The 19,737-nt window shown below is 57.8% G+C and carries 18 protein-coding genes; 7 read left to right on the top strand and 11 right to left on the bottom strand.

The annotated features are described in order from the left end of the window. Positions 1-3: 3 nt before the first annotated feature. Both ACYQ15_RS14345 and ACYQ15_RS14340 read left to right on the top strand, forming a co-directional pair. Positions 4-1,446 carry an amino acid ABC transporter permease gene (locus ACYQ15_RS14345; RefSeq protein WP_459938191.1) on the top strand — a complete coding sequence of 481 codons (1,443 nt, stop codon included), beginning with the start codon at positions 4-6 and terminating at the stop codon, positions 1,444-1,446. 209 nt (positions 1,447-1,655) lie between these two features. Further along, positions 1,656-2,384, top strand: coding sequence for an amino acid ABC transporter ATP-binding protein (locus ACYQ15_RS14340; protein WP_459939591.1), 729 nt, complete (start codon positions 1,656-1,658; stop codon positions 2,382-2,384). A gap of 193 nt (positions 2,385-2,577) precedes the next feature. On the opposite strand, the gene ACYQ15_RS14335 is transcribed toward ACYQ15_RS14340, so the two are convergent. After that, positions 2,578-3,471 (bottom strand): DMT family transporter, encoded by an 894-nt coding sequence (locus ACYQ15_RS14335; protein WP_459938190.1) that lies wholly within the window; start codon positions 3,469-3,471, stop codon positions 2,578-2,580. A 411-nt stretch (positions 3,472-3,882) separates the two neighbouring features. On the opposite strand from ACYQ15_RS14335, the gene ACYQ15_RS14330 reads away from it, so the two are divergent. After that, positions 3,883-4,983 carry an alanine dehydrogenase gene (locus ACYQ15_RS14330; RefSeq protein ID WP_459938189.1) on the top strand — a complete coding sequence of 367 codons (1,101 nt, stop codon included), beginning with the start codon at positions 3,883-3,885 and terminating at the stop codon, positions 4,981-4,983. Between the two features lie 113 nt (positions 4,984-5,096). Here the strand turns inward: ACYQ15_RS14330 and ACYQ15_RS14325 are convergent, their stop codons facing one another. The 10 genes from ACYQ15_RS14325 to ACYQ15_RS14280 form a co-directional block, all read right to left on the bottom strand. Then, positions 5,097-6,161, bottom strand: a complete 1,065-nt coding sequence (locus tag ACYQ15_RS14325; protein WP_459938188.1) for a class I fructose-bisphosphate aldolase — start codon at positions 6,159-6,161, stop codon at positions 5,097-5,099. A gap of 494 nt (positions 6,162-6,655) precedes the next feature. Next, complete coding sequence (locus ACYQ15_RS14320) at positions 6,656-8,917, bottom strand: GspE/PulE family protein (protein ID WP_459938187.1); 2,262 nt, start codon at positions 8,915-8,917, stop codon at positions 6,656-6,658. A 333-nt stretch (positions 8,918-9,250) separates the two neighbouring features. Then, a complete protein-coding gene (ilvC, locus tag ACYQ15_RS14315) occupies positions 9,251-10,240 on the bottom strand; it encodes a ketol-acid reductoisomerase (RefSeq protein ID WP_459938186.1) in 990 nt (329 codons plus the stop codon). Positions 10,241-10,362: 122 nt separating this feature from the next. Beyond that, complete coding sequence (gene ilvN, locus ACYQ15_RS14310; protein ID WP_459938185.1) at positions 10,363-10,848, bottom strand: acetolactate synthase small subunit; 486 nt, start codon at positions 10,846-10,848, stop codon at positions 10,363-10,365. Positions 10,849-10,860: 12 nt separating this feature from the next. Then, entirely contained in the window at positions 10,861-12,555 is a 1,695-nt protein-coding gene (gene ilvB, locus ACYQ15_RS14305) for a biosynthetic-type acetolactate synthase large subunit (RefSeq protein ID WP_459938184.1), read from the bottom strand. A 1-nt stretch (position 12,556) separates the two neighbouring features. Next, positions 12,557-12,787 carry a DUF465 domain-containing protein gene (locus ACYQ15_RS14300; RefSeq protein WP_459938183.1) on the bottom strand — a complete coding sequence of 77 codons (231 nt, stop codon included), beginning with the start codon at positions 12,785-12,787 and terminating at the stop codon, positions 12,557-12,559. A gap of 32 nt (positions 12,788-12,819) precedes the next feature. Next, positions 12,820-13,137, bottom strand: a complete 318-nt coding sequence (locus ACYQ15_RS14295; RefSeq protein WP_459938182.1) for a DUF167 domain-containing protein — start codon at positions 13,135-13,137, stop codon at positions 12,820-12,822. Between the two features lie 6 nt (positions 13,138-13,143). Next, the gene (locus ACYQ15_RS14290; protein ID WP_459938181.1) at positions 13,144-13,443 is read right to left on the bottom strand and encodes a YggT family protein; all 300 of its coding nucleotides are present in this window, start codon (positions 13,441-13,443) and stop codon (positions 13,144-13,146) included. A 14-nt stretch (positions 13,444-13,457) separates the two neighbouring features. Beyond that, on the bottom strand, positions 13,458-14,108 hold the full coding sequence (locus tag ACYQ15_RS14285; RefSeq protein WP_459938180.1) for an HAD family hydrolase: 651 nt from the start codon (positions 14,106-14,108) through the stop codon (positions 13,458-13,460). Next, positions 14,105-14,983 carry a hypothetical protein gene (locus ACYQ15_RS14280; RefSeq protein ID WP_459938179.1) on the bottom strand — a complete coding sequence of 293 codons (879 nt, stop codon included), beginning with the start codon at positions 14,981-14,983 and terminating at the stop codon, positions 14,105-14,107. The genes ACYQ15_RS14285 and ACYQ15_RS14280 overlap by 4 nt, the downstream gene beginning before the upstream one ends. A 568-nt stretch (positions 14,984-15,551) precedes the next feature. Here ACYQ15_RS14280 and ACYQ15_RS14275 point away from each other — a divergent pair. The 4 genes from ACYQ15_RS14275 to ACYQ15_RS14260 all read left to right on the top strand — a co-directional run bounded on the left by ACYQ15_RS14275 (position 15,552) and on the right by ACYQ15_RS14260 (position 19,600). Continuing rightward, complete coding sequence (locus ACYQ15_RS14275; RefSeq protein WP_459938178.1) at positions 15,552-15,758, top strand: twin-arginine translocase TatA/TatE family subunit; 207 nt, start codon at positions 15,552-15,554, stop codon at positions 15,756-15,758. Between the two features lie 707 nt (positions 15,759-16,465). Next, entirely contained in the window at positions 16,466-16,963 is a 498-nt protein-coding gene (gene rsfS / locus ACYQ15_RS14270) for a ribosome silencing factor (protein ID WP_459938177.1), read from the top strand. Next, entirely contained in the window at positions 16,960-17,202 is a 243-nt protein-coding gene (locus tag ACYQ15_RS14265; protein WP_459938176.1) for a hypothetical protein, read from the top strand. Before rsfS ends, ACYQ15_RS14265 begins: the two co-directional genes overlap by 4 nt. Before the next feature lie 31 nt (positions 17,203-17,233). Next, on the top strand, positions 17,234-19,600 hold the full coding sequence (locus ACYQ15_RS14260) for a cysteine synthase (RefSeq protein WP_459938175.1): 2,367 nt from the start codon (positions 17,234-17,236) through the stop codon (positions 19,598-19,600). Positions 19,601-19,737 lie beyond the last annotated feature (137 nt).

The raw sequence follows: 19,737 nt of genomic DNA, 5'->3' as shown, positions 1-19,737 counted from the left end.
ACCGTGTACGTGAAGACAACGCGCCATCCGGACCTGCCGCCGCCCCTGGCCGAAGTCGGGGTTCTGGGGTGGCTGCGCAAAAACCTGTTCTCGTCATGGCTGAATTCGTTCATGACGCTGGCGGCCGTGGGCCTGCTCCTGCTGACTCTGCCACCGCTGCTGAACTGGGGCCTGTTTTCCGCCAACTGGATCGGCCAGACCCGCGACGCATGCCTTCCGCCGCACGGCAACCCGGACGGGGCATGCTGGGTGTTCATCCGGGTGCGCTTCGATCTGCTGATGTACGGTTTTTACCCCCTTGGCGAACGCTGGCGCGTCAATTACACCCTGTTGCTGTTGATCGGCCTGGGCGGTCCGCTGATTCTTTCCACGTTGTTGTCGTTCCGGGAACGAATCAACAAGATCCTGCTGCTGCTTTTGCCGGTGGGCATCGTGGGCTTCAGCCTGCTTTCCTACGGCATCTTCGCCGGACTGGCTGCCGGGGCACTGCTCATGGCTCCGGAAGTGCTGGGCCGGGTTTTCAGGAAAAAAATCCTGCCGCCGACCATGGCCCCCAGGCTGCGCCAGGCGATCTTTCTCATTGTTCCGCTCCTGGTCTGGTATCTGACGGGTCAGGCCCTTGTCAGCGTGGACCCGGGCGGGGCCGGTCCTCTGGCCCTGATCGCCGGGGCATCGGCGTTTCTTGTTTTCGCCCTCTCCGGACAATCCGTCATGACCTGGCGCTTCTACCTGCTCTTCACCATCTACCCCTGCGTCGCCTATATTCTCCTTCTGGGAGGCGGGTTGGGCCTGCCCCTGGTGGAGACGGACCGGTGGGGGGGCATGTTCCTGACCCTGGTCATCGCCGGAATCGGCATTGCCGTGTCCCTGCCCGTGGGCATTTTGCTGGCTTTGGGCCGGCGCAGCCAGATGCCGGTGATCAAGGCTCTGAGCGTCAGCTACATTGAATTCGTGCGTGGCGTGCCGCTGATCTCGGTACTGTTCATGGTTTCTGTGATGCTGCCCCTGACCCTGCCCCAGGGCGTGCACTTCGATAAACTGTTGCGGGCCCTGATCGGCGTGTCCCTGTTCTATGCCGCCTACATGGCCGAAGTGGTCCGCGGCGGCCTGCAGGCCATTCCCAAGGGGCAATACGAGGCGGCCGAGGCCCTGGGCCTGGGCTACTGGAAATCCATGCGCCTGGTCATCCTGCCCCAGGCCCTGCGCCTGGTCATTCCGGGCATCACCAACACCTTTCTTGGGCTGCTCAAGGATACGACCCTGGTGGCGGTGATCAACCTGATGGACATTCTGGGCATTCTCAAGAGCGCCCTGGCGGACAGCAACTGGCTGGGCTACACCAAGGAGGCCTATGTGTTCGCCGGCGTGGCCTTCTGGATTCTCTGCTTCAGCCTGTCGCGCTATTCATTGCATCTGGAAAAACGGCTCCGTCCCGGCAGGTCGTGACGAACCGTTTCGAAAAGCAGCACGGGCAATAGCTCATCCGAACTGATAGAAGAAGGTTTCGAGGGACATGAAGGCCTTTGCCGGGAACGCGAGGCTCCGCATTCGCGGCTCTTGAAGAGCGGGTACGGAGCCCCGCGTTCCCGGGGTTTACCTTTCCCTTTAGATTTTGAGGAATTTGGAGAATGAAGGAACAGATACAAGACAACGCCATGATCCGGATCCAGGGGCTGCACAAGTGGTTTGGCGTCTTTCACGCCCTGAAGGACATTGATCTGGACGTGGCCCGGGGCGAACGGGTGGTGATCTGCGGGCCGTCAGGCTCGGGCAAATCCACCCTGATCCGCTGCATCAACCGGCTGGAGATCCATCAACGCGGCCGGATCCTGGTGGACGGGATCGAACTGACCGACGACCTGAAGCGCATCGATCGGATTCGGCGCGAAGTGGGCATGCTTTTCCAGAACTTCAACCTGTTTCCGCATCTGACCATCATGGAAAACTGCACCATGGCACCGGTCTGGGTGCGGCGCATGCCCCTGGCTGAAGCCCGCAAACAGGCCATGCACTACCTGGAGCGGGTGCGCATTCCCGAACAGGCGGACAAGTATCCGGTGCAGCTTTCCGGCGGCCAGCAACAGCGCGCGGCCATTGCCCGCTGCCTGTGCATGAGCCCGAAGATCATGCTCTTTGACGAACCCACCAGCGCCCTTGATCCGGAAATGATCAAGGAGGTGTTGGACGTCATGGTGGATCTGGCCAAATCCGGGATGACCATGCTCTGCGTGACCCACGAAATGGGCTTTGCTCGGGAAGTTGCCGACCGGGTTGTGTTCATGGACGGCGGGGAAATCATCGAGGCCAACACTCCGAATGACTTTTTCCGGAATCCACGTTCGGACCGGGCCAAGCTGTTTCTTTCCCAGATTCTTTCACATTGACGGTTTTATCCGTTGTACTATTCAGCATACGTTGTGCGATCTGCCTCCGACAATCGGGATCGCGATCGGAATCGGGGTCGGAATCGGTTTCAAAACATTGAGGAATCTTCACATGGCTTTGCTTTCGATACCGACCCCGATACCGACTCCGACTCCGATATCAACGCAGCAACAGCAGCATACTGAATAGTTACTACCCGTTGAATATGCAGGCGGCGCCGATCACGGCAATCACGGCGCCCAGCCAGGCAAGGCCGGCCGGACGCTGTTTTGTGGCGATCCAGAGGATGGGCAGAATGAGGATCGGCGAAGTCGCTGAAAGGGTGGAAACCACTCCGGCCGTGCCTCTGGCCAGAGCGGCCAGGAGAAAGGTCATGCCCAGAGCCATGCCCACGAGTCCGCTCAGCGCGGTCAGGCCGGCCACCCTGGGAGTGATTCTGGTTGACGCATGGAACATGGCATGGGGCAGCAGGGTTGTGGCGGACAGAGCCAGGGCCGCCGTTCCCACGCGCAGGGCCGAGGCGGCAACCGGATCCACTCCGGAAGCCAGGACGGGTTTGGCGATAATGGTTGAGACAGCCTGGCAAAGGGCCGCTCCCAGACCGATGAGCACTCCCACGGTCAACCGGCCTCGGACCTCTTCGAAGGCATGGCGATGCACCACCCCGGTTCCGTGGTAGATGGCCATGATCACCCCGGTCATCACCAGGGCGCACCCGGTCAGGGTGAGCAAAGACATTCGTTCGCCGAGAATGATCATGCCCAGCAGGGCGGTCATGGGCGCATTGGTGGCGAACAATATCCCGGAACGCCGCGGCCCCAGACGGCGCAACGCCGCGAAGAGCGCCGTGTCGCCCATGAATATGCCCACCATTGCCGAGATGACCAGTACGGAAGAGTGCTCCACGGTCAGGCTCCACCAGCCGCCCGTGACCAGGGCGGCCAGGGCGAGCATCACGAAGACCATGGACATGCGCAGGCGATTGAAGGGCAAGGCGCCCAGCTCCCTTGCCGGAACCAGCGCGATCAACCCGCCGAAGGACCAGCACAGGGCAGCACACAAGGCCAGAATCTCTGCAGGAATCATTTATCGCCACTCTCCATTTCGTATCCTGTTCCCGGCATGTTCTTCCTGTAATTTTGAATTGTGGCCCAACAGTCCGATGAAAAATCCCCAAGTGCTGCGTCGCTGCAAAAATTCAAACTCTCCTGGGGGATTGCCGGGAAGGCGATGCTCTGCACTCGCGGTTTTTGAAGAGGCGGGTACGGAGCCCCGCGTTCCCAGGTTTGCGTTCCAGGAATTGCGGTTTCGACGCTGCACCAGGGCTGTCTTCGGGTCGGGTTCCTGGGTGCGCACCGTGGTTGAAACACCTTCCCTGGACGATGAATATGATATTTCGCCGTGGAGCCAAATCGAAATCCAACGTCGCCAATTGAAAATGACCGGGCTTCCTACGCCCAAGTACAACAACCGTCAACGAAGAAACACGAGGAAGTAATGCGGATCGGCATACCCAAGGAAATCAAGCCACAGGAAGGACGGGTAGCGTTGCTGCCCAGACAGGTGGAGCGTCTTGCGCAGGCAGGACATACGGTGTTCGTGGAAACCGGCGCAGGCCGGATTTCCCGCAGCGAGGACAGGGAATACGAGCAGGCCGGCGCCACCATTTTGCCGGGAGCGGCGGAGGTGTTCGCAGCGGCGGAACTGATCGTCAAGGTCAAGGAGATTCTGCCCCCGGAATTTCCATTGCTGCGCGGTGAGCACATCATCTTGACCAACATCCATGCTGCCATGAACAGGGAGCAGTTGGATACCTTTCTCCAGGTCGGGCTGACAGCGATCTCCGCGGAAAATACTCACCGGTTCGGCTCGCCCAACTGCGTATTGGCCGGAGAAGTGGGCGCACTGGAGGCCGTTCGGCTGTGCCTGGCCTGCTACGGCGGCACGGGCAGGCACTTCATGGGACATTTCGGTGAGTCAGCCCTCAAGGTGCTGGTACTGGGTCTGGGCAACGTGGGCCGGGGAGCAGTGCGCACGCTGCTGGGACTGGGTGCAACCGTGATCGGACTGGATGTGTTCGAAGGAGCGCGCAAGGCCGCGGCCCTGGACTGGCACGACCGCAAGATGATTGTCGGTGGAATCGACGAGCTGTCGAAATACCTTGACGATGTTGATGCCGTGGTCAATTGCGTGCTCTGGCCCAAGGAGCGCAGGGACCATCTGATCACTCGCGAAATGCTGGCCCGGCTCAAGCCCGGTGCCGTGGTCGTGGACATCTCCTGTGACCAGGGCGGCGCCGTGGAAACCTGCCGCCCCACCTCCTGGGCCGACCCGGTCTACGAGGTGGACGGAGTGCGCCACTTTTGCGTGGACAACATTCCCGGAGCGGTGCCGGTCACGGCCTCAGCCGGTTACGGTGAAGCCCTGATGGACAAGATCCTGGCCATCGCCGCCAAGGGCGTGGTCCAGGCCTGCAAGGACGACCCCTGGTTGGCCCGGGGCCTGACCTGCTCTGGCGGCACGCTGCTGCTGGAGGAAGCTGCTCGGTATCAAAAGCGGGATTTTAGGTCTGTGCAGGAATGGCTGGAATCAAGGTAGGAATTCTCGCAGGTCTGCTATTGCAGGCCTGCGAGAATTCAATATAAACCTCATGATTGTACCTTGCGGGCGTACTCGCGTACGCCCAGGTGTCGGAGTTTTGCGTAGGGCTATCAGGCAATGGTCACGCTGGAATCGAGATAGACGTCCTGGATGGTGTTCAGCAGTTTCGCGCCTTCCTCCATGGGTCGCTGAAAGGCCTTGCGTCCGGAGATCAGTCCGGAGCCGCCGGCGCGTTTGTTGATCACCGCGGTCACGGCGGCTTCGACAAAATCGTTTTCCGCGGATGCGCCGCCGCTGTTGATCAGACCGGCTCGGCCCATATAGCAGTTGGCCACCTGGTAGCGGCACAGGTCGATGGGATGATCCGAGGCCAGTTCGGTGTAGATGCGCTCGTCGAACTTGCCGTAGCTGGAGTCGCCCATGTTCAAGGCCTTGTAGCCGCCGTTGGTTTTCGGCAGTTTCTGCTTGATGATGTCCGCCTGGATGGTCACGCCGAGATGATTGGCTTGGCCGGTCAGGTCCGCGGCGGCATGGTAGTCCTTGTCCTTCTTGAAGGCTGAATTGCGCAGGTAGCACCACAGGATCGTGGCCATGCCCAGCTCATGGGCCTGGGCAAAGGCCTCGGCGATTTCGATGATCTGGGTGTCGCTCTCCTCGGAACCGAAGTAGATGGTCGCGCCCACGGCCGCGGCTCCCATGTCGTAGGCCTGCTCCACGGTGCCGTAGAGAATCTGGTTGTACCTGTTGGGCACGGTCAGCAGTTCGTTGTGGTTGATCTTGACGATGAACGGAATCTTGTGGGCATATTTCCGGGACATGGCGCCGAGCACGCCAAAGGTTGAGGCCACTGCGTTGCAACCGCCTTCGATGGCCAGCTTGATGATGTTCTCCGGATCGAAATAGATCGGATTCTTGGCGAAGCTCGCCCCTCCGGCGTGCTCGATGCCCTGGTCCACGGGCAAGATGGACAGATAACCCGTGCCGCCGAGCCGCCCATGGTTGAAAAGCCAGGCCAAATTGCCCAGCACGCGGTTGTTGCGGTTGGATAGGGCATAGACCCGGTCCACGAAATCCGGTCCGGGCAGGTGCAAGAGATCCTTGGAAATTTTCGGCGAGTTGAATGTCAGCAGATTTTCAGCCCGTTCACCCAACAACTCTTCGACATTGCATCCCATGATTTCATCCTCCATCAGGTCGTTTAAGTTTGGCCGGCATGAGATCCCAAGCCGACAAGTTTGCGATATCGGACAAGCCATCAGGTTACATAATCACCTGCTCGTCGAAATCCAGTCCTTGATGGTTCACAAAATGTACCTACTCAGCATACCTTATGTGATCTACCTCCGGCAATCGGGGTCGGTATCGGAATCGGTTTCGAGAACGTTGAGGAGCACTTTGCATGGCTTCGCTTCCGATAGCGATCCCGATACCGATACCGACGGCGAGGTCAAACTCCGCACGGCAGTAGCAGCTGAATAGTTACCACAAAATCAAGGCCACCCGGACCAGTTCCTGTTTTTCATCGAACCTGGTGAGGAATTTCGATGGTTCTTAGAGTGAAATCTCTCAGCCAGAATAGTGTCTGATGCAATGCACCGTGTATGCAAATCCAGCCCTGTCGTGATTCTGGTGGAATGGATGTATCAGCCCTGGAATACACCTTTGCTCGTTAACCCGCTATCCGCCGGAGCTGATCAAAATCGCTGAAGCCTTGCAAAACCTTCTGGATCCCGTCCTGCATCAGGGTCCGCATGCCCTGGGACATGGCCTGGCTGCGCAGGGCCTGGGCCGTGGCGTTGGCCGACACCATGGAGCGGATCTCCTCCGTGCCCACCAACAGTTCATGAACCCCCATGCGCCCCTTGTAGCCGCTGTCGCCGCAGGCCTTGCACCCGTTGGCCCGGTGCAGGGTCAGGTGTCCGGACGCAAAGGGCAGTTCATGAAGATACTCTTCACCGTAATGGCGGTGAAGGAATTGGATTTCCTCTTCAGAGGCCTGATAGGGAATCTTGCACTTGCCGCACAGGGTGCGCAGCAACCGCTGGGCAAGCACACCGAGCAAGGCATCGGCAAAGCTGACCGGCTCCACACCGAGGTCCAGGAGCCGGACCAGGGTTTCCGGAGCCGAGTTGGTGTGCAATGTGGAGAACACCAGGTGGCCGGTCAATGAGGCCTCTATGCCGATCTGAGCGGTTTCGGCGTCGCGCATCTCGCCGATCATGATCACGTCCGGATCAGCTCGCAGAAATGAGCGCAGGGCCGAGGCAAAGGTCAGACCGATCTTGGAATGGACCTGGACCTGCTGCAGGCCCGGCTGAGTGATTTCCACCGGGTCTTCCGCGGTCCAGATCTTGCGGTCCGGCTGGTTGATGTGACCGAGAACGGCGTGCAGAGTCGTGGTCTTGCCGGATCCCGTCGGCCCCACCACCAGAAAAATGCCGTGGGGCCGGGAGACGATATTCAGGATTCGTTCGTGATTTTTTGACGACAGGGACAGACGGTCCAGGGGCATGGCTTCGCTAGCGGAAAGCAGGCGCAAGACAGCGGATTCTCCATGCACGGTGGGCATGGTCACGACCCGCAGCTCCAGAGGCTTGCCGCCCAGGCGGACCAGGCATTTGCCGTCCTGGGGCTTGCGGCGTTCCGCGATATCGAGACCGGACATGACCTTGATCCGGGCAATGACCGCCCGGACATGGCTTGCGGGTATCTTCAGGGTCGGATGACACAGGCCGTCCACTCGATACCGGACCTGCGCCCCCAGATTGCCTCCCTCGGGTTCGATGTGAATATCCGATGCGTTTTGGCGATGCGCTTCCTGGATCAGCTTTTTGACCAGGATGATCACGGTTGCCGTGTTTTCGCTTAACGCGTCTTCCAAATGTTCTTCGCGTTTCAGATCTCCGCCTTCCTCTTCCAGGCGATCCACGAGATCGGAAATGCCGGCCTCGTCTGATCTGTCCAGATCATGGCGAAGATAGCGCTGAATATCCTCGGGCAGTCCGATCCGCAGAACGTATCTGTCCGCGGGGATGATTTTCTGGATCTCCTGGATACGCTGGCTGTCCGTGGGATCGTCGATGAGAATAACCACCTCCTGGTGATCCCCGGAAATGGGCAGCCAGTTGTTGTTGCGCAGATACTGTTCCGAAACTCCGTCCACGAGATGCAGCGCAGGGATGATTTCCGGATCATAAGACATGAACGGTACCTGATGGAACTGTTCCAGGGAGTACCCGACTTCCTCGGGCCGCAAGCCGGCATCCGTGATCAGCAGGTGCAAGATGGAAACCTGTTCCGCGGCGGCCCGGTGCTGAAGTTCGTCAAGTCTTTCCCGAGAGACTCTTTTTTTCAGGACAAGGTATTCGTAAGGCCCGTTGGTGCCATGAAATTCATAGGAAAACTGGCGGCCGACGATCATCCCGATCTTCTGGGCGTTGCGCAGGTCAACGTCGCTGAACACCGGTGCACTGGTGCAGTTCAGCAGTTGCAGCACGCCAAGGCCGACGTTTTTGTGCTGGATGGGAACCACCACCATGGATCTGCTCCGAAAACCGGTTTGGCGGTCAAAGGCGGCATTGAAGCGCAGGCAGGAATGGATGGCTTGAAGCTCGTCGGAATCGTACACGTCCCTGATCAGCAGGGAAGCATGGTTCAGGGCGACATACCCGGCTATGGAGGTCGGCGAGAGAGGGAGGCGGATTTCCCTGATTTCGTTGCCGGTCTTGAACTTGGAAACGATTTCCTGCTCGTTGCGCAGGCGTTGATAAATTGTAAGCCGTTCAGCCCGCAACAACCGGAGCAGGTCCTGTTCAATGGTGGGCAGGATATCCTGAAAGCTGTCCTGGGTGGAAATGCGTTGGACAATGGAATTGAACAGGGCTTGATAATCGCAGGAAACATGTCCATGACTTGCGTCCGCTCCAGGCATATCGAGATCCTTCGTAAGACGGGTAGAGGGTATCCGGGTTTTGCACTGATGAATTTATTGCGAACAGACAGCGCTTTCACAAACCTCGATATCGCAATCGCAATCGAAATCGAAATCGCTAAAAACAGATTATGAAAATGGAGTGTTATCGATTACAATTCGATTGCTATTGCTATTGAGATTGCACGCCTGAGCAACAATGCCAAGTTGAACCAGGTAAATCTTTTTGATCACCGGGATGCCAAAATAAAAATCCCACCTTCGGAAATTTCGAAGGTGGGATCAAACATGCGTTCCATCCGGCGGGCGCGGTTCAGGAACCGGGTAGCGCAGCTATTTTTTCAGCCACGCCATCATGCCCCGCAGGCGCTCTCCGACCTCCTCGATAGGGTGTTCTTCCACCTGGCGGCGCAGGGCGTAGAAGCTCGGTCTCCCGGCCTGATTCTCCAGGATCCATTCCCGGGCAAAGTGACCCTGCTGGATCTCTTCCAAAACGCGCTTCATTTCCTGCTTCACCCGGCTGTCCACCAGGCGCGGGCCACGGGTCAGGTCGCCGTATTCCGCGGTATCGCTGATGGAATAATGCATTTTCTTGAATCCGCCCTCATAAAGCAGATCCACGATCAGTTTCAACTCGTGCATGCATTCGAAGTAGGCCACTTCGGGCTGATATCCGGCCTCGATCAGGGTTTCGTAGCCGGCCCGGATCAGGGCGCTGACGCCGCCGCAAAGTACGGCCTGTTCGCCGAACAGGTCCGTCTCGGTCTCTTCCTGGAAGGTGGTCTGCAGCACGCCGGAACGGGTTGAGCCGATACCGCGGGCATAGGCCAGGGCCGTGGCCAAGGCGTGACCGGAAGCGTCCTGGTGCACGGCGATCAGGGCAGGCACGCCGCCGCCGCGCTCATACTCGCGACGCACCAGGTGCCCAGGACCCTTGGGAGCGACCATGACCACGTCCACATCCTTGGGAGGAAGGATCTGGTTGAAATGGATATTGAAGCCGTGGGCGAAAACCAGGGTCTTCCCCGCCTTGAGATGGGGCAGGACTTCCTCGTTGTAGACCTTGGGCTGGTACTGGTCCTGGACGAGAATCTGGATTACGTCGGCTGCCTTGGCCGCATCTGCCGCGCTCATAGGCTCGAAGCCGTGTTCCTTGGCCAATTGCCAGTTTTCACCACCGGCGCGCTGGCCGATGACGACATTGCAGCCGGAATCCCGCAGATTCTGGGCGTGGGCATGGCCCTGGCTGCCATAGCCGATAATGGCTACGGTTTTTCCGGCCAATGGTTCCAGGGGGGCGTCCTGTTCATAAAATACGCGCATTCCTACTCCTTTCATGCTCAAGATACGTGCTGATGTAAGACGGTTTACGGGCGCAAGACGTTGCGCCCGTCTGCAATGCAGGTTTCGTAGTCATCCTTGGGGTAATTATCAAGAACCGCTGATCATTCCATCTGCATGCTGCGGCGCATGGCCACGGTGCCCGTGCGGGCGAATTCCTTGATGCCGAAGCGTTGGAGCAGACTCACGATGGCCTTGATCTTGCCCTGATCCCCGGTGATCTCCAAGGTCAGGTCGTTGCTGCTCACGTCCACGACCTTGCATCGGAAGATGTCCGCGATGCGCAGGATTTCCGCCCGGCGATCGTCCTCCGCGTTGACCTTGATCAGGACCATTTCCCGTTCAACGGACTGGAGATGAGTCAGGTCCACGACCTTGACCACGGTGACGAGTTTGCGCAACTGCTTGGTGATCTGCTCGATGATCTGCTCGTCCCCTGAAGTGGTGATGGTCATCAGGGAAATGCCGTCCTCCAGGGTCGGGCCGACATTGAGGGTTTCGATGTTGAACCCCCGGCCGCTGAACAAGCCGACAACCCGGGAGAGCACTCCGGGTTCGTTTTCCACTAGTACCGACAGCACGTGACGCATGAGAGGCCTCCTTTACACCAGCAGCATGTCGGTCAGCGCAGCGCCGGCCGGAACCATGGGATAGACGTTTTCTTCGGGTTCCACGACCACGTCCACAATGACCGGCCCGGGTGTCGCAAAAGCTTCCTGGAGCACGGTTTCGACGTCCGCCGCCTTGGTCACCCGGTATCCCCGGGCTCCGTAAGCCTCGGCCAACTTCACGAAGTCGGGGTTGATATGCATGCATGTGGCGCAGTAGTTCTTGGAATAGAAAAGCTCCTGCCATTGGCGGACCATGCCCAGATAGCCGTTGTTCAGGATGACGATCTTTACCGGGATGTTGTAGCTCACCGCGGTGGCCATTTCCTGGATGTTCATCTGGATCGAGCCGTCGCCGGCGATGTCGATCACCAGCTTGTCCGGAAAGGCCACCTGGGCTCCGATGGCCGCGGGAAAGCCGTAACCCATGGTTCCCAGACCGCCGGAGGTGAGAAAGGTCCGCGGGCGGTGAAACTTGGAAAACTGGGCCGCCCACATCTGGTTCTGCCCGACTTCCGTAGTGATGATCGCCTCGCCTTTGGTCAGCTCATAGATCTTTTCGACGACGAACTGCGGCTTGATGGGCTCATCACTGAAGGAATAACGCAAGGGATGATTTTGCTGCCACTCCTGAAGCTGGTTCAGCCAGGGGCCATGCACTTCGGCCCAGTCCGGGCAGTCCGCGCAAACCTCCAGCTCTTCGCGGATCGCGCGCAGGGCATGCAGGCAGTCCGCCACGATGGGGATGTCCACGTTGACGTTCTTGCGGATGGAAGTGGGGTCCACGTCGATGTGCACCACCTGGGCCGAAGGGGCGAAGGAACTGATCTTGCCGGTGACCCGGTCATCGAACCGCGCTCCCACCGCCAAAAGCAGATCCGTGTGCCCTACGGCCATGTTTGCCGCGTAGGTGCCGTGCATTCCCAGCATGCCCAACCACAGCGGGTCGTCGCCGGGAAAAGCGCCGAGGCCCATCAGGGTGGAAGTGACCGGAATGCGCAGGTTCCGGCACAGCCAGGTCAGTTCCTCTGAAGCGTCCGAGGAGATGACGCCGCCGCCCGAATAGACCAGCGGTCGTTTGCTGCTGCGCAGCAATTCCGTGGCTTTGCGTACCTGTCGACGGTTCGGTGCGAGATTTGGATTGTAGCTGCGCATGCTGATGGACTCGGGATATTCATATGTGCTTTTAGCCTGGAGAACATCCTTGGGCAGGTCGATAAGCACGGGGCCGGGGCGTCCGGTCCGGGCCAGATAGAAGGCCTGCTTGATGATCCAGGCCAGGTCCTTCACTTCCTTGACCAGGTAGTTGTGTTTCACGCACGGCCTGGAGATGCCGACGATGTCCACTTCCTGGAACGCATCGTTGCCGATCAAGGGTGTCGGGACCTGGCCCGTAATGATGACGACGGGGATGGAATCCATATAGGCGGTGGCGATTCCGGTAACCGTATTCGTCGCCCCCGGTCCACTGGTTACCAGACAAACCCCTACGTTGCCCGTTGCCCGCGCGTATCCGTCAGCGGCATGGATGGCCCCTTGCTCGTGGCGGACCAGAAAATGCCGTAGCTTCGGATAATCGGGCAGGTGGTGGTAGATGTCGATGACAGCTCCGCCGGGAAATCCGAATATCGCGTCCACGTCTTCCTGGAGCAGGCACTCCAGCAGGATCTGCGCCCCCGTCCTTTCCATATCAGGCCTCCGTTTGACGATGCTTGTCCAAGATCGCCTGGATTTTTGTCTTGCCCGCCAGTTTTTTCTTTTTCAAAAGCTTCAACTCAGCGTCTTCCGCGGGCGAAAGATAAGGTTTACCCTCGAACCGCGCCAACTGTTTCTCGTATTCCTGGTGATCATTCCATAATTCGGCAAGTTCCGGTTTTTCATCCACCAATTTGCCAATGAGCTCTACTTCATGCTGTTCCATGGGCATCACTCCTTAAGGTTGTCGTAAAAATGTTATTCTAGGTTCTGCCTGCGGGGGAACAACTTTTCCCAATCAGGTTTTACTTCCGCGAAAATACGCAGCATTTTTCTTCTTCCACTCATGCCCTTGACGATTTGCACCTGATCGCGGCGCAGTCCCAGCAGCGACGCAACGAAAGCGGTCAGGGACCGATTCGCCTTGTTGTCAACGGCTGGAGCGGCAATGCGAACCTTCAAACAGCCGTCCATGATTCCGACGGCGCCGTCTTGCCTGGCGCCGGGTTGAATCCAGACCGGCAGCAGCCAAGTGTTGTCAGCCTGCTGAACAATGCCGTCGAGAACATGATCCATTTCGGATTACAGTCTCGCCGCGAACTGATACAGGGAATTGATGAAGAAAATCTGCACGAACCGAATTCCCAATAACAGGACAATGGGAGAGAGATCGAATCCTCCGATCATGACAAAGGGTATTGTCCTTCTGATCTTGTTCAAGACCGGATCGGTGAGCGAGCGCAACGCTCGGACAATCGGATTGTACGGGTCCGGATTGACCCAGGAAAGCAGCGCCGAAATGATCACGATCCAGAAGTAGATGCTCAGGATCGAGTTCAGAACAAAAGCCAGCGCCATGATAAAGTTAGCCAGAATACCCATTCACCCTCCTTGCCTCAGGCTCGTTTCATCAGCCATTGGCTTAATATGAAAAAGTTTGGAATATGCAGGTTGCAGCACAATCTTTCATTCTTGTAGGCCCAAAACCGAACCCCGGCTGCAACAGCGGTTTGTTCATCCACCTTCGTATCGCCGATAAAAGCGATCTCTTCTCTTCTGAGGCCCCATACCTTCAGAATTTTGTGCAAACCCTCCGGATGCGGCTTGGGAAAGGTTACGGTGGCCGCGGTTTCCACGGGATGAAAAAATCCGGTCAGGGCGTAATGGTCCAGAATTGCACCCATGGTATTCGTTCTATTGGTGCAAACGGCCATGCGCAAGCCTTTGGAACGAGCGGTGCGCAGGGCGCGTTCCAGTCCCGGCTCCAGACGCAGATAGGACATCAGGTTGGCGTAGTTGATCTTTTTTCGAATGGCATCGAGCTGATTCCAGTGTTCCCGCGGAATGATCCGACGCATGGAATCATGAACCGCATGGCTGTGAACGTAGGATTCTTCCTCTGCGTTCATGGGACCCAGGCCGACGGCCCGGCGCATGGTGTTGTAGAACTCCATGTTGGCATGGAACGAATCCAGAATGACCCCGTCGCAGTCCAGGACGAGGCCTTTCAGTTGCGGATCGATAACCGCATCCAGAGCGGTTCTCATGAAGAGGCATCTCCATCCAGGTCGGTTCCTCGGGCGACCAGGAGCATGAATCGCGGCTGCGCGAGCCAGGGTTTATGCTCCGGACAGCGGGTTTTGCCCATCAGTTTCCAGCCCGGAGCATGGATGATCCGGGCTTTATTCAAGCGGGCGGCAGATCGGAACGAATCAGGGGCCGGGAGTGCGGTCAGCTCTTCCTCGGAGCAGGAAGCAGTGTCCGCCAAAGCGTCCGCCACGTCCTGATGTCCGGAAACCAGAGCGGCGGACTCCGGCAGGAAAAAGAGAAACGCCTCCAATATGCCCTGCCAGGCTATGGCCTGGTCCTGGTCCGGTGCTGCCATGGCAGTGCGGATGCCGGAAAGGTCGCCCTGATCCTCTTCGTCTCCGACGCCAAGGGACTCTTCAAGGCGCGTGAAGCCGGCGTCAATGCCTCGCTGGATGCTTCGGATTTCGAGCATTTGTTCTTCATGTTGCCACGCCAGCAACAGGGTCTGCTGGGAGCGCAGAGCGGGATCCTCCCTTCGCGGCTCGGCTCCCCCCGTGAGCTTGGACTGAATTGAGAAGACCGTTTGGGAATAAAAATCGTCCCCGGTCATTGCCGCTGCTTTGAGCGCCCCGACGCTCCGACCGCGTTCCATGGCAAATGAAGCGGATTCCCGCAGGAAAATTTTCGCCGACTCTTCGGATAGAGGCAGGTTGGAAGGACGCCATCTTTTCTCGGATTGTATTTCACTGGTGCCCGGATCAAGAAACAGCACCTCTTCAGGCAGACCTTCAAGAAGATCCGCGGATTCCATTTCCGGATGCAAATTCGGGAAATTAAGGATCAGAGGGTGTTGCCGGTGCTGGAAGGTCTTTTCTTTCGGTTGAGACGTCATGTTTAATGATGCTCCGGTTCTTTCGGCAGTCCGGATGAACGTAGCGTAAAACTTCTGCATGCCCCGGTACAGGAGGGCAGCGCCTTGATACATAAATGGCCATGCAAAAAGATGCAATCCAGTTCAGAGTCTGTTCCCGCACGGCGGTACTGTGGACAAAGCAGTAGGGGCTCCAGGTCCAAAACAGTATTTTCCGCGAAAAAGGTCATGGACTCCTCCATTGTCAACGCGTACTGCTCCGCCGTGTCCAGCATCCCGGAGTGCGCAGTTTCCCATGCCGTAAGTATTCGGCATTGCAGGCGCCTGGAGCCGAGAGGATGAAGGATGTCGTCCTTGGCACATTTGTCAACAACTGAGAAGCGGCAGGATCTGGCTGGAAAGGCAAGTATTTTCGCATGCATGCGCAATGCCTTTGTTTGTGGTGAGAAAAGGGACGCCGATGGTTTAAAGGGAAAATTCAGGTTATCATAACCGGATGAAATGTCCAGGAATCTTTTTGCGCATGAATCATTGACCTCTTGTTCAAGCCGGAGTAGAAATTGAAAATGTTTCTTAAGGAGGAGATTGCATGTTCGGAATTGGCATGACAGAACTCATCGTGGTGCTGGTGATCATCCTGGTCATCTTCGGTGCAAACAAGCTGCCCGAAATTGGGTCCGGCATGGGCCGAGCCATCAAGAATTTCAAGAAGGCAACAACGGAGCCTGAGGAAATCGAAGTTTCCTCGAAAGACAAAGAGTCCGCGGAATCCAAGGAAACCAAGGGATCGTCCTAGCCTGCGCATCTGCCGCAACGCAAAAAAAAGCTCCCGGGCAATCCTCCTGTTTGGAGGATTGCCCGTTTTTTTTGGCAGCGTCGACGTAACTGCTCAATAAGGCAGGGCAAACAACCACCGCGGATCCGTGCTGCCTGGATACCGGCCTGCGCCGGTATGACGGAGTAGAGTACCTCGAAAGCGATTTCTCTCGGTCGTCACCCCGGCGCAGGCCGGGGTCCAGGTGTTTTTTCTATGGTTCACTGCCCGGAGTTATTGAGTAGTTACGCGTCGACAACTTCGTCGGCTGCTGGTGCAGAACCATAATTTTGTTCTATAACTGCTCAATATCTTGCGGCAATCAACGGAGCAAATCCCGGGAGCGCCGCACCCCTGTGCGGCAACGAAGTAACGCATCGGGACCAAGTTCCGGCTGGAGCTTGGTCCCAGGAGCTGGATCATGAAACGCTGCGCAGGTGGGAATCTTGCATGGGAAATTTCCTCGCCCGACCTTTGGGGAAGTTATTTTGTTCTGAGTTAACCAACTGAAATACTTGGTTGGGATGTAACACGTCACTCCGGCGAAAGCCGGAATCCAGTGCCAGCAAGTCACCAATAGTGTATTTGCTGAGTAGCTACGCCCTGAGAACGAATTTGCCCTGGCGGCTGTTCGATTGCATCTTGTCAGCGATGACGGAGCAGGGTAGTCAAAAAAGCAGGAGATAACCATGACACGACCGCTATCAAAAAAAGATACCCTCAATCCGACGGACCGGGAACAGTCCAAGACGGCCAATCCCGAAACCAGGGATTCAGCCTTGGCCATCGCCGCGTGGCTTGAAGAAAAGAAAGGCGGGAACGTCAACGTCCTGGATGTTTCCCCGTTTTCTTCCGTGGCCGACGTGATGGTCATCGTCACGGCCCAGGGGCCGCGGCACGCGCAGGCTCTGGCGGATTGGCTTCTGGAAAAATTCGCTGAAAATGGCGTTTCTTATCTTGGCATGGAAGGGTATTCCGAAGGTTCATGGATCCTCGTTGACGGCAACGACATCCTGATTCATATCTTTCAGGAGGAAATGCGGAAGTTCTATAACCTGGATGGTCTCTGGTCCCAATGCCGGTCCCTTCTTCCCGAAGCGAACAAAGATGATGGTGTCGCTGAGGCAAGCGAGGCCAAGGCGGCCGCCGCGGAAGATTCATCCGGAACTGCTCGGAAAAAGCCATGAACACTGGAAGAAAAGCCATGCTGCCGGTCAAGCCGGTGCGCATGGAAATCATCTATATCTATCCGTGCCCTTTTTGCGGCCGTGAACTCCCGCTTGCATCGCCCACGCAACCGGCCCTGGCTCACTGCGACATGTGCAAGAACCAATACCCCATCGTCCCCATCGACGAACGCATGACCCGCTTCCTGAAACTGGTCAACGCCGACGGCAAGGCCGCAATCGACCAGGATTATCTGTAGATCATCCTCCAGACCAAACATCTTTTGCCCCATGATTCACGACCACATCCTTTCCCTCATCGGCCGCACGCCTCTTGTCGCCCTGGGTCGGCTGAATCCTTATGCCCCGCGGGTCCGGATCGCGGCCAAGCTGGAAGAATTCAATCCGGGAGGTTCGATCAAGGATCGGGTGGCCCTGGCCATGATCGAGCAGGCCGAGGCATCCGGAATCTTGACGCCGGAAAAGGTGATCATCGAGGCCACATCCGGTAATACCGGAATTGGCCTGGCCATGGTCTGCGCTGTCAAGGGCTACAAGTTGAAGCTGCTCATGCCGGAATCCGCCTCTGAAGAGCGAAAACGAATCATGCTGGCCTATGGGGCGGAAATTCATCTTACGCCCGGTCATCAGAGTACGGATGGGGCCATTGAAGAGGCCTACCGGCTGCACCGGGAAGCCCCTGACCGGTACGTGCTCATGGATCAGTTCAACAATCCCGCCAGCATCGCCGCCCATTACCGGACCACGGCCCAGGAAATATGGGATCAAACCGAAGGCCGGGTAACCCATGTCGTGGCGACGCTAGGCACTTCCGGAACCGTGATGGGGCTGACAAAGCGGCTCAAGGAACTCAATCCTGAGATTTGCATCGTGGCGGTGGAGCCCTTTGCCGGCCATAAGATCCAGGGGCTCAAGAACATGCAGGAGTCGTATCCGCCGGGAATCTACGACAAGCATGCTCCGGACAGAATTCTGAACGTGGAAGATGAGTCAGCCTTTGACCTGTGCCGCAAACTGGCAGCCCAGGAGGGAATTTTCGCTGGAATGAGTTCCGGCGCGGCTCTGAGCGGGGCTTTGCAACTGGCCCGGGAACTGGACCAGCAGGTTGATCAGGAAGCGAGACAGCCTCTGGTGGTGACCATATTCCCGGATGGCGGGATTCGGTATCTGAGCACTCCCCTCTTCTCCCCGCCCCAGGAGCAGGGGGTCCAGGTTCGCGACCTGAAACAGCGAGGGATGGTTTCTCTACGCCCTGGCAAGACAGGACTGCGTTTTTTCACTCCAGGTCCGAGCCTGGATCAGTGGGCCGACATCAGCGCCTGGCGGCGGATTGTCCTGCTGGATGTACTGGCCAGGTTTCAGCGGCAGAAGGACATCCAGGCCGAAGTGCTGGTGGCTGTTGCCGATCTTGACGACCGGGCCGTGTCCGCGGCCCGCATTGCGGGCAAGAGTCTGGATGAATCGGGCCGAGAAATTCTGGCCGGGATCAGCGAGCTGGCGGGTTTGCTGGGAGTCAGCGATACGGTTCGCTTTATCCCGGCCGGCCGGGACATTCCGGCGCTTATGTCCGCGTGTCGGAAACTGCTCAGCAAGGGACTCGGCTACGAAAAGCTGCGTTCGGTGTATTTCGACGTACTCCGTGATAAGAACTACGGCTCCCTGCTCGGTGTTGATCCGGAAAAGCTGCGGTCCGGCATGACCGTGGACCTGGACGGCTACGTCAAGGACAATCCCCGGGATTTTACGCTGCTCAAGCGCACCTCCCTCGCCGAACTCAAGGACGGGTATTTTCTCCAGACCGAATGGGGCAACGTGCGACCGAGCTGGTACCTGCAAATGGCCGGAGCCGTTCTGCAGGGCTCGTCGCCCGAACTGACCCTGGTCCTCGGCGATGAGGACCATAGATTCCCCCACCTGGAAAATCTCTCCTCCATCTGGCGCGGCGCGGCCAATTTCCAGCCCCAGGCCTGGATTACAGCCCAGTCTTTCCTTTGTGCCGAGCCGGCACAGGATTGTTCGCTGACGCACTTCCTGGGCGGAGGACTCGATCCCTTGGCCCTGCGTTTCTGGCTGCTCTCAGGTTCATATCACTCCACTCTGCAGTGCTCGGCGGACAATCTGGCAATGTGGTCCAGAAACCAACAGCGGATTCAACAGACATTAGTCCGGCTGCATGCCATGTCCGAAACGGATTCGTCGCCCAGGGCACCTGCTCTGAACAGGAGCGTCGGTCAGAACATCAGTCAGAACATTGGGCAGTTGCTGTTCAACGTGAAACAGTCCTTCACGGATTGCCTGGAAAAGGATCTCAACCTCCCCGCTTTCTGGCCGACATTGTTCCAGTGCTCCAGGGACATCAACACGGCCATCAACCAAGGTCGCCTCGATTCCGGCGAAGCCGCGGCCTGCATGGATCTTTTACGCCATTTGGATGAAGTCCTGGGGCTGCTGGATTGGACCATCATTCCTTGCCGCCAAAAAGACATTCCGGAACACGTCCGCACGCTGTGCACTCTCCGCGACGATGCCCGTCGGCAAAAGAACTACGTCGAAGCAGACCGGCTGCGCCTGGAAATCGAAACCTCCGGCTACCGCATTCAGGATACAGCAGGCGAACCACTGATATTCGTCCGCTGATCCCTCAATCTTTCAACTTCGCAAATCCAGCCGTTCGGCTTCAACCTTGTCAGCGATAGCGCCGGTTTTTGTCGGCATGACTGATGTGGAAAGGGCTTGCTGTGATTAGTCATTCCGGTAATCCGGAAACCAGAAGC

It is taken from the genome of Desulfonatronum parangueonense, from assembly GCF_054656975.1.
This window is presented reverse-complemented; position numbering and strand designations above follow the sequence as displayed.

What these genes read in the sequence shown, in the direction of transcription:
- ACYQ15_RS14340 (WP_459939591.1), top strand. Translation starts at nt 1,656, where the DNA reads ATGATCCGGATCCAGGGGCTGCACAAGTGGTTTGGCGTCTTTCACGCC.
- ACYQ15_RS14335 (WP_459938190.1), bottom strand. Translation starts at nt 3,471, where the DNA reads ATGATTCCTGCAGAGATTCTGGCCTTGTGTGCTGCCCTGTGCTGGTCC.
- ACYQ15_RS14330 (WP_459938189.1), top strand. Translation starts at nt 3,883, where the DNA reads ATGCGGATCGGCATACCCAAGGAAATCAAGCCACAGGAAGGACGGGTA.
- ACYQ15_RS14325 (WP_459938188.1), bottom strand. Translation starts at nt 6,161, where the DNA reads ATGGGATGCAATGTCGAAGAGTTGTTGGGTGAACGGGCTGAAAATCTG.
- ACYQ15_RS14320 (WP_459938187.1), bottom strand. Translation starts at nt 8,917, where the DNA reads ATGCCTGGAGCGGACGCAAGTCATGGACATGTTTCCTGCGATTATCAA.
- ilvC (WP_459938186.1), bottom strand. Translation starts at nt 10,240, where the DNA reads ATGCGCGTATTTTATGAACAGGACGCCCCCCTGGAACCATTGGCCGGA.
- ilvN (WP_459938185.1), bottom strand. Translation starts at nt 10,848, where the DNA reads ATGCGTCACGTGCTGTCGGTACTAGTGGAAAACGAACCCGGAGTGCTC.
- ilvB (WP_459938184.1), bottom strand. Translation starts at nt 12,555, where the DNA reads ATGGAAAGGACGGGGGCGCAGATCCTGCTGGAGTGCCTGCTCCAGGAA.
- ACYQ15_RS14300 (WP_459938183.1), bottom strand. Translation starts at nt 12,787, where the DNA reads ATGGAACAGCATGAAGTAGAGCTCATTGGCAAATTGGTGGATGAAAAA.
- ACYQ15_RS14295 (WP_459938182.1), bottom strand. Translation starts at nt 13,137, where the DNA reads ATGGATCATGTTCTCGACGGCATTGTTCAGCAGGCTGACAACACTTGG.
- ACYQ15_RS14290 (WP_459938181.1), bottom strand. Translation starts at nt 13,443, where the DNA reads ATGGGTATTCTGGCTAACTTTATCATGGCGCTGGCTTTTGTTCTGAAC.
- ACYQ15_RS14285 (WP_459938180.1), bottom strand. Translation starts at nt 14,108, where the DNA reads ATGAGAACCGCTCTGGATGCGGTTATCGATCCGCAACTGAAAGGCCTC.
- ACYQ15_RS14280 (WP_459938179.1), bottom strand. Translation starts at nt 14,983, where the DNA reads ATGACGTCTCAACCGAAAGAAAAGACCTTCCAGCACCGGCAACACCCT.
- ACYQ15_RS14275 (WP_459938178.1), top strand. Translation starts at nt 15,552, where the DNA reads ATGTTCGGAATTGGCATGACAGAACTCATCGTGGTGCTGGTGATCATC.
- rsfS (WP_459938177.1), top strand. Translation starts at nt 16,466, where the DNA reads ATGACACGACCGCTATCAAAAAAAGATACCCTCAATCCGACGGACCGG.
- ACYQ15_RS14265 (WP_459938176.1), top strand. Translation starts at nt 16,960, where the DNA reads ATGAACACTGGAAGAAAAGCCATGCTGCCGGTCAAGCCGGTGCGCATG.
- ACYQ15_RS14260 (WP_459938175.1), top strand. Translation starts at nt 17,234, where the DNA reads ATGATTCACGACCACATCCTTTCCCTCATCGGCCGCACGCCTCTTGTC.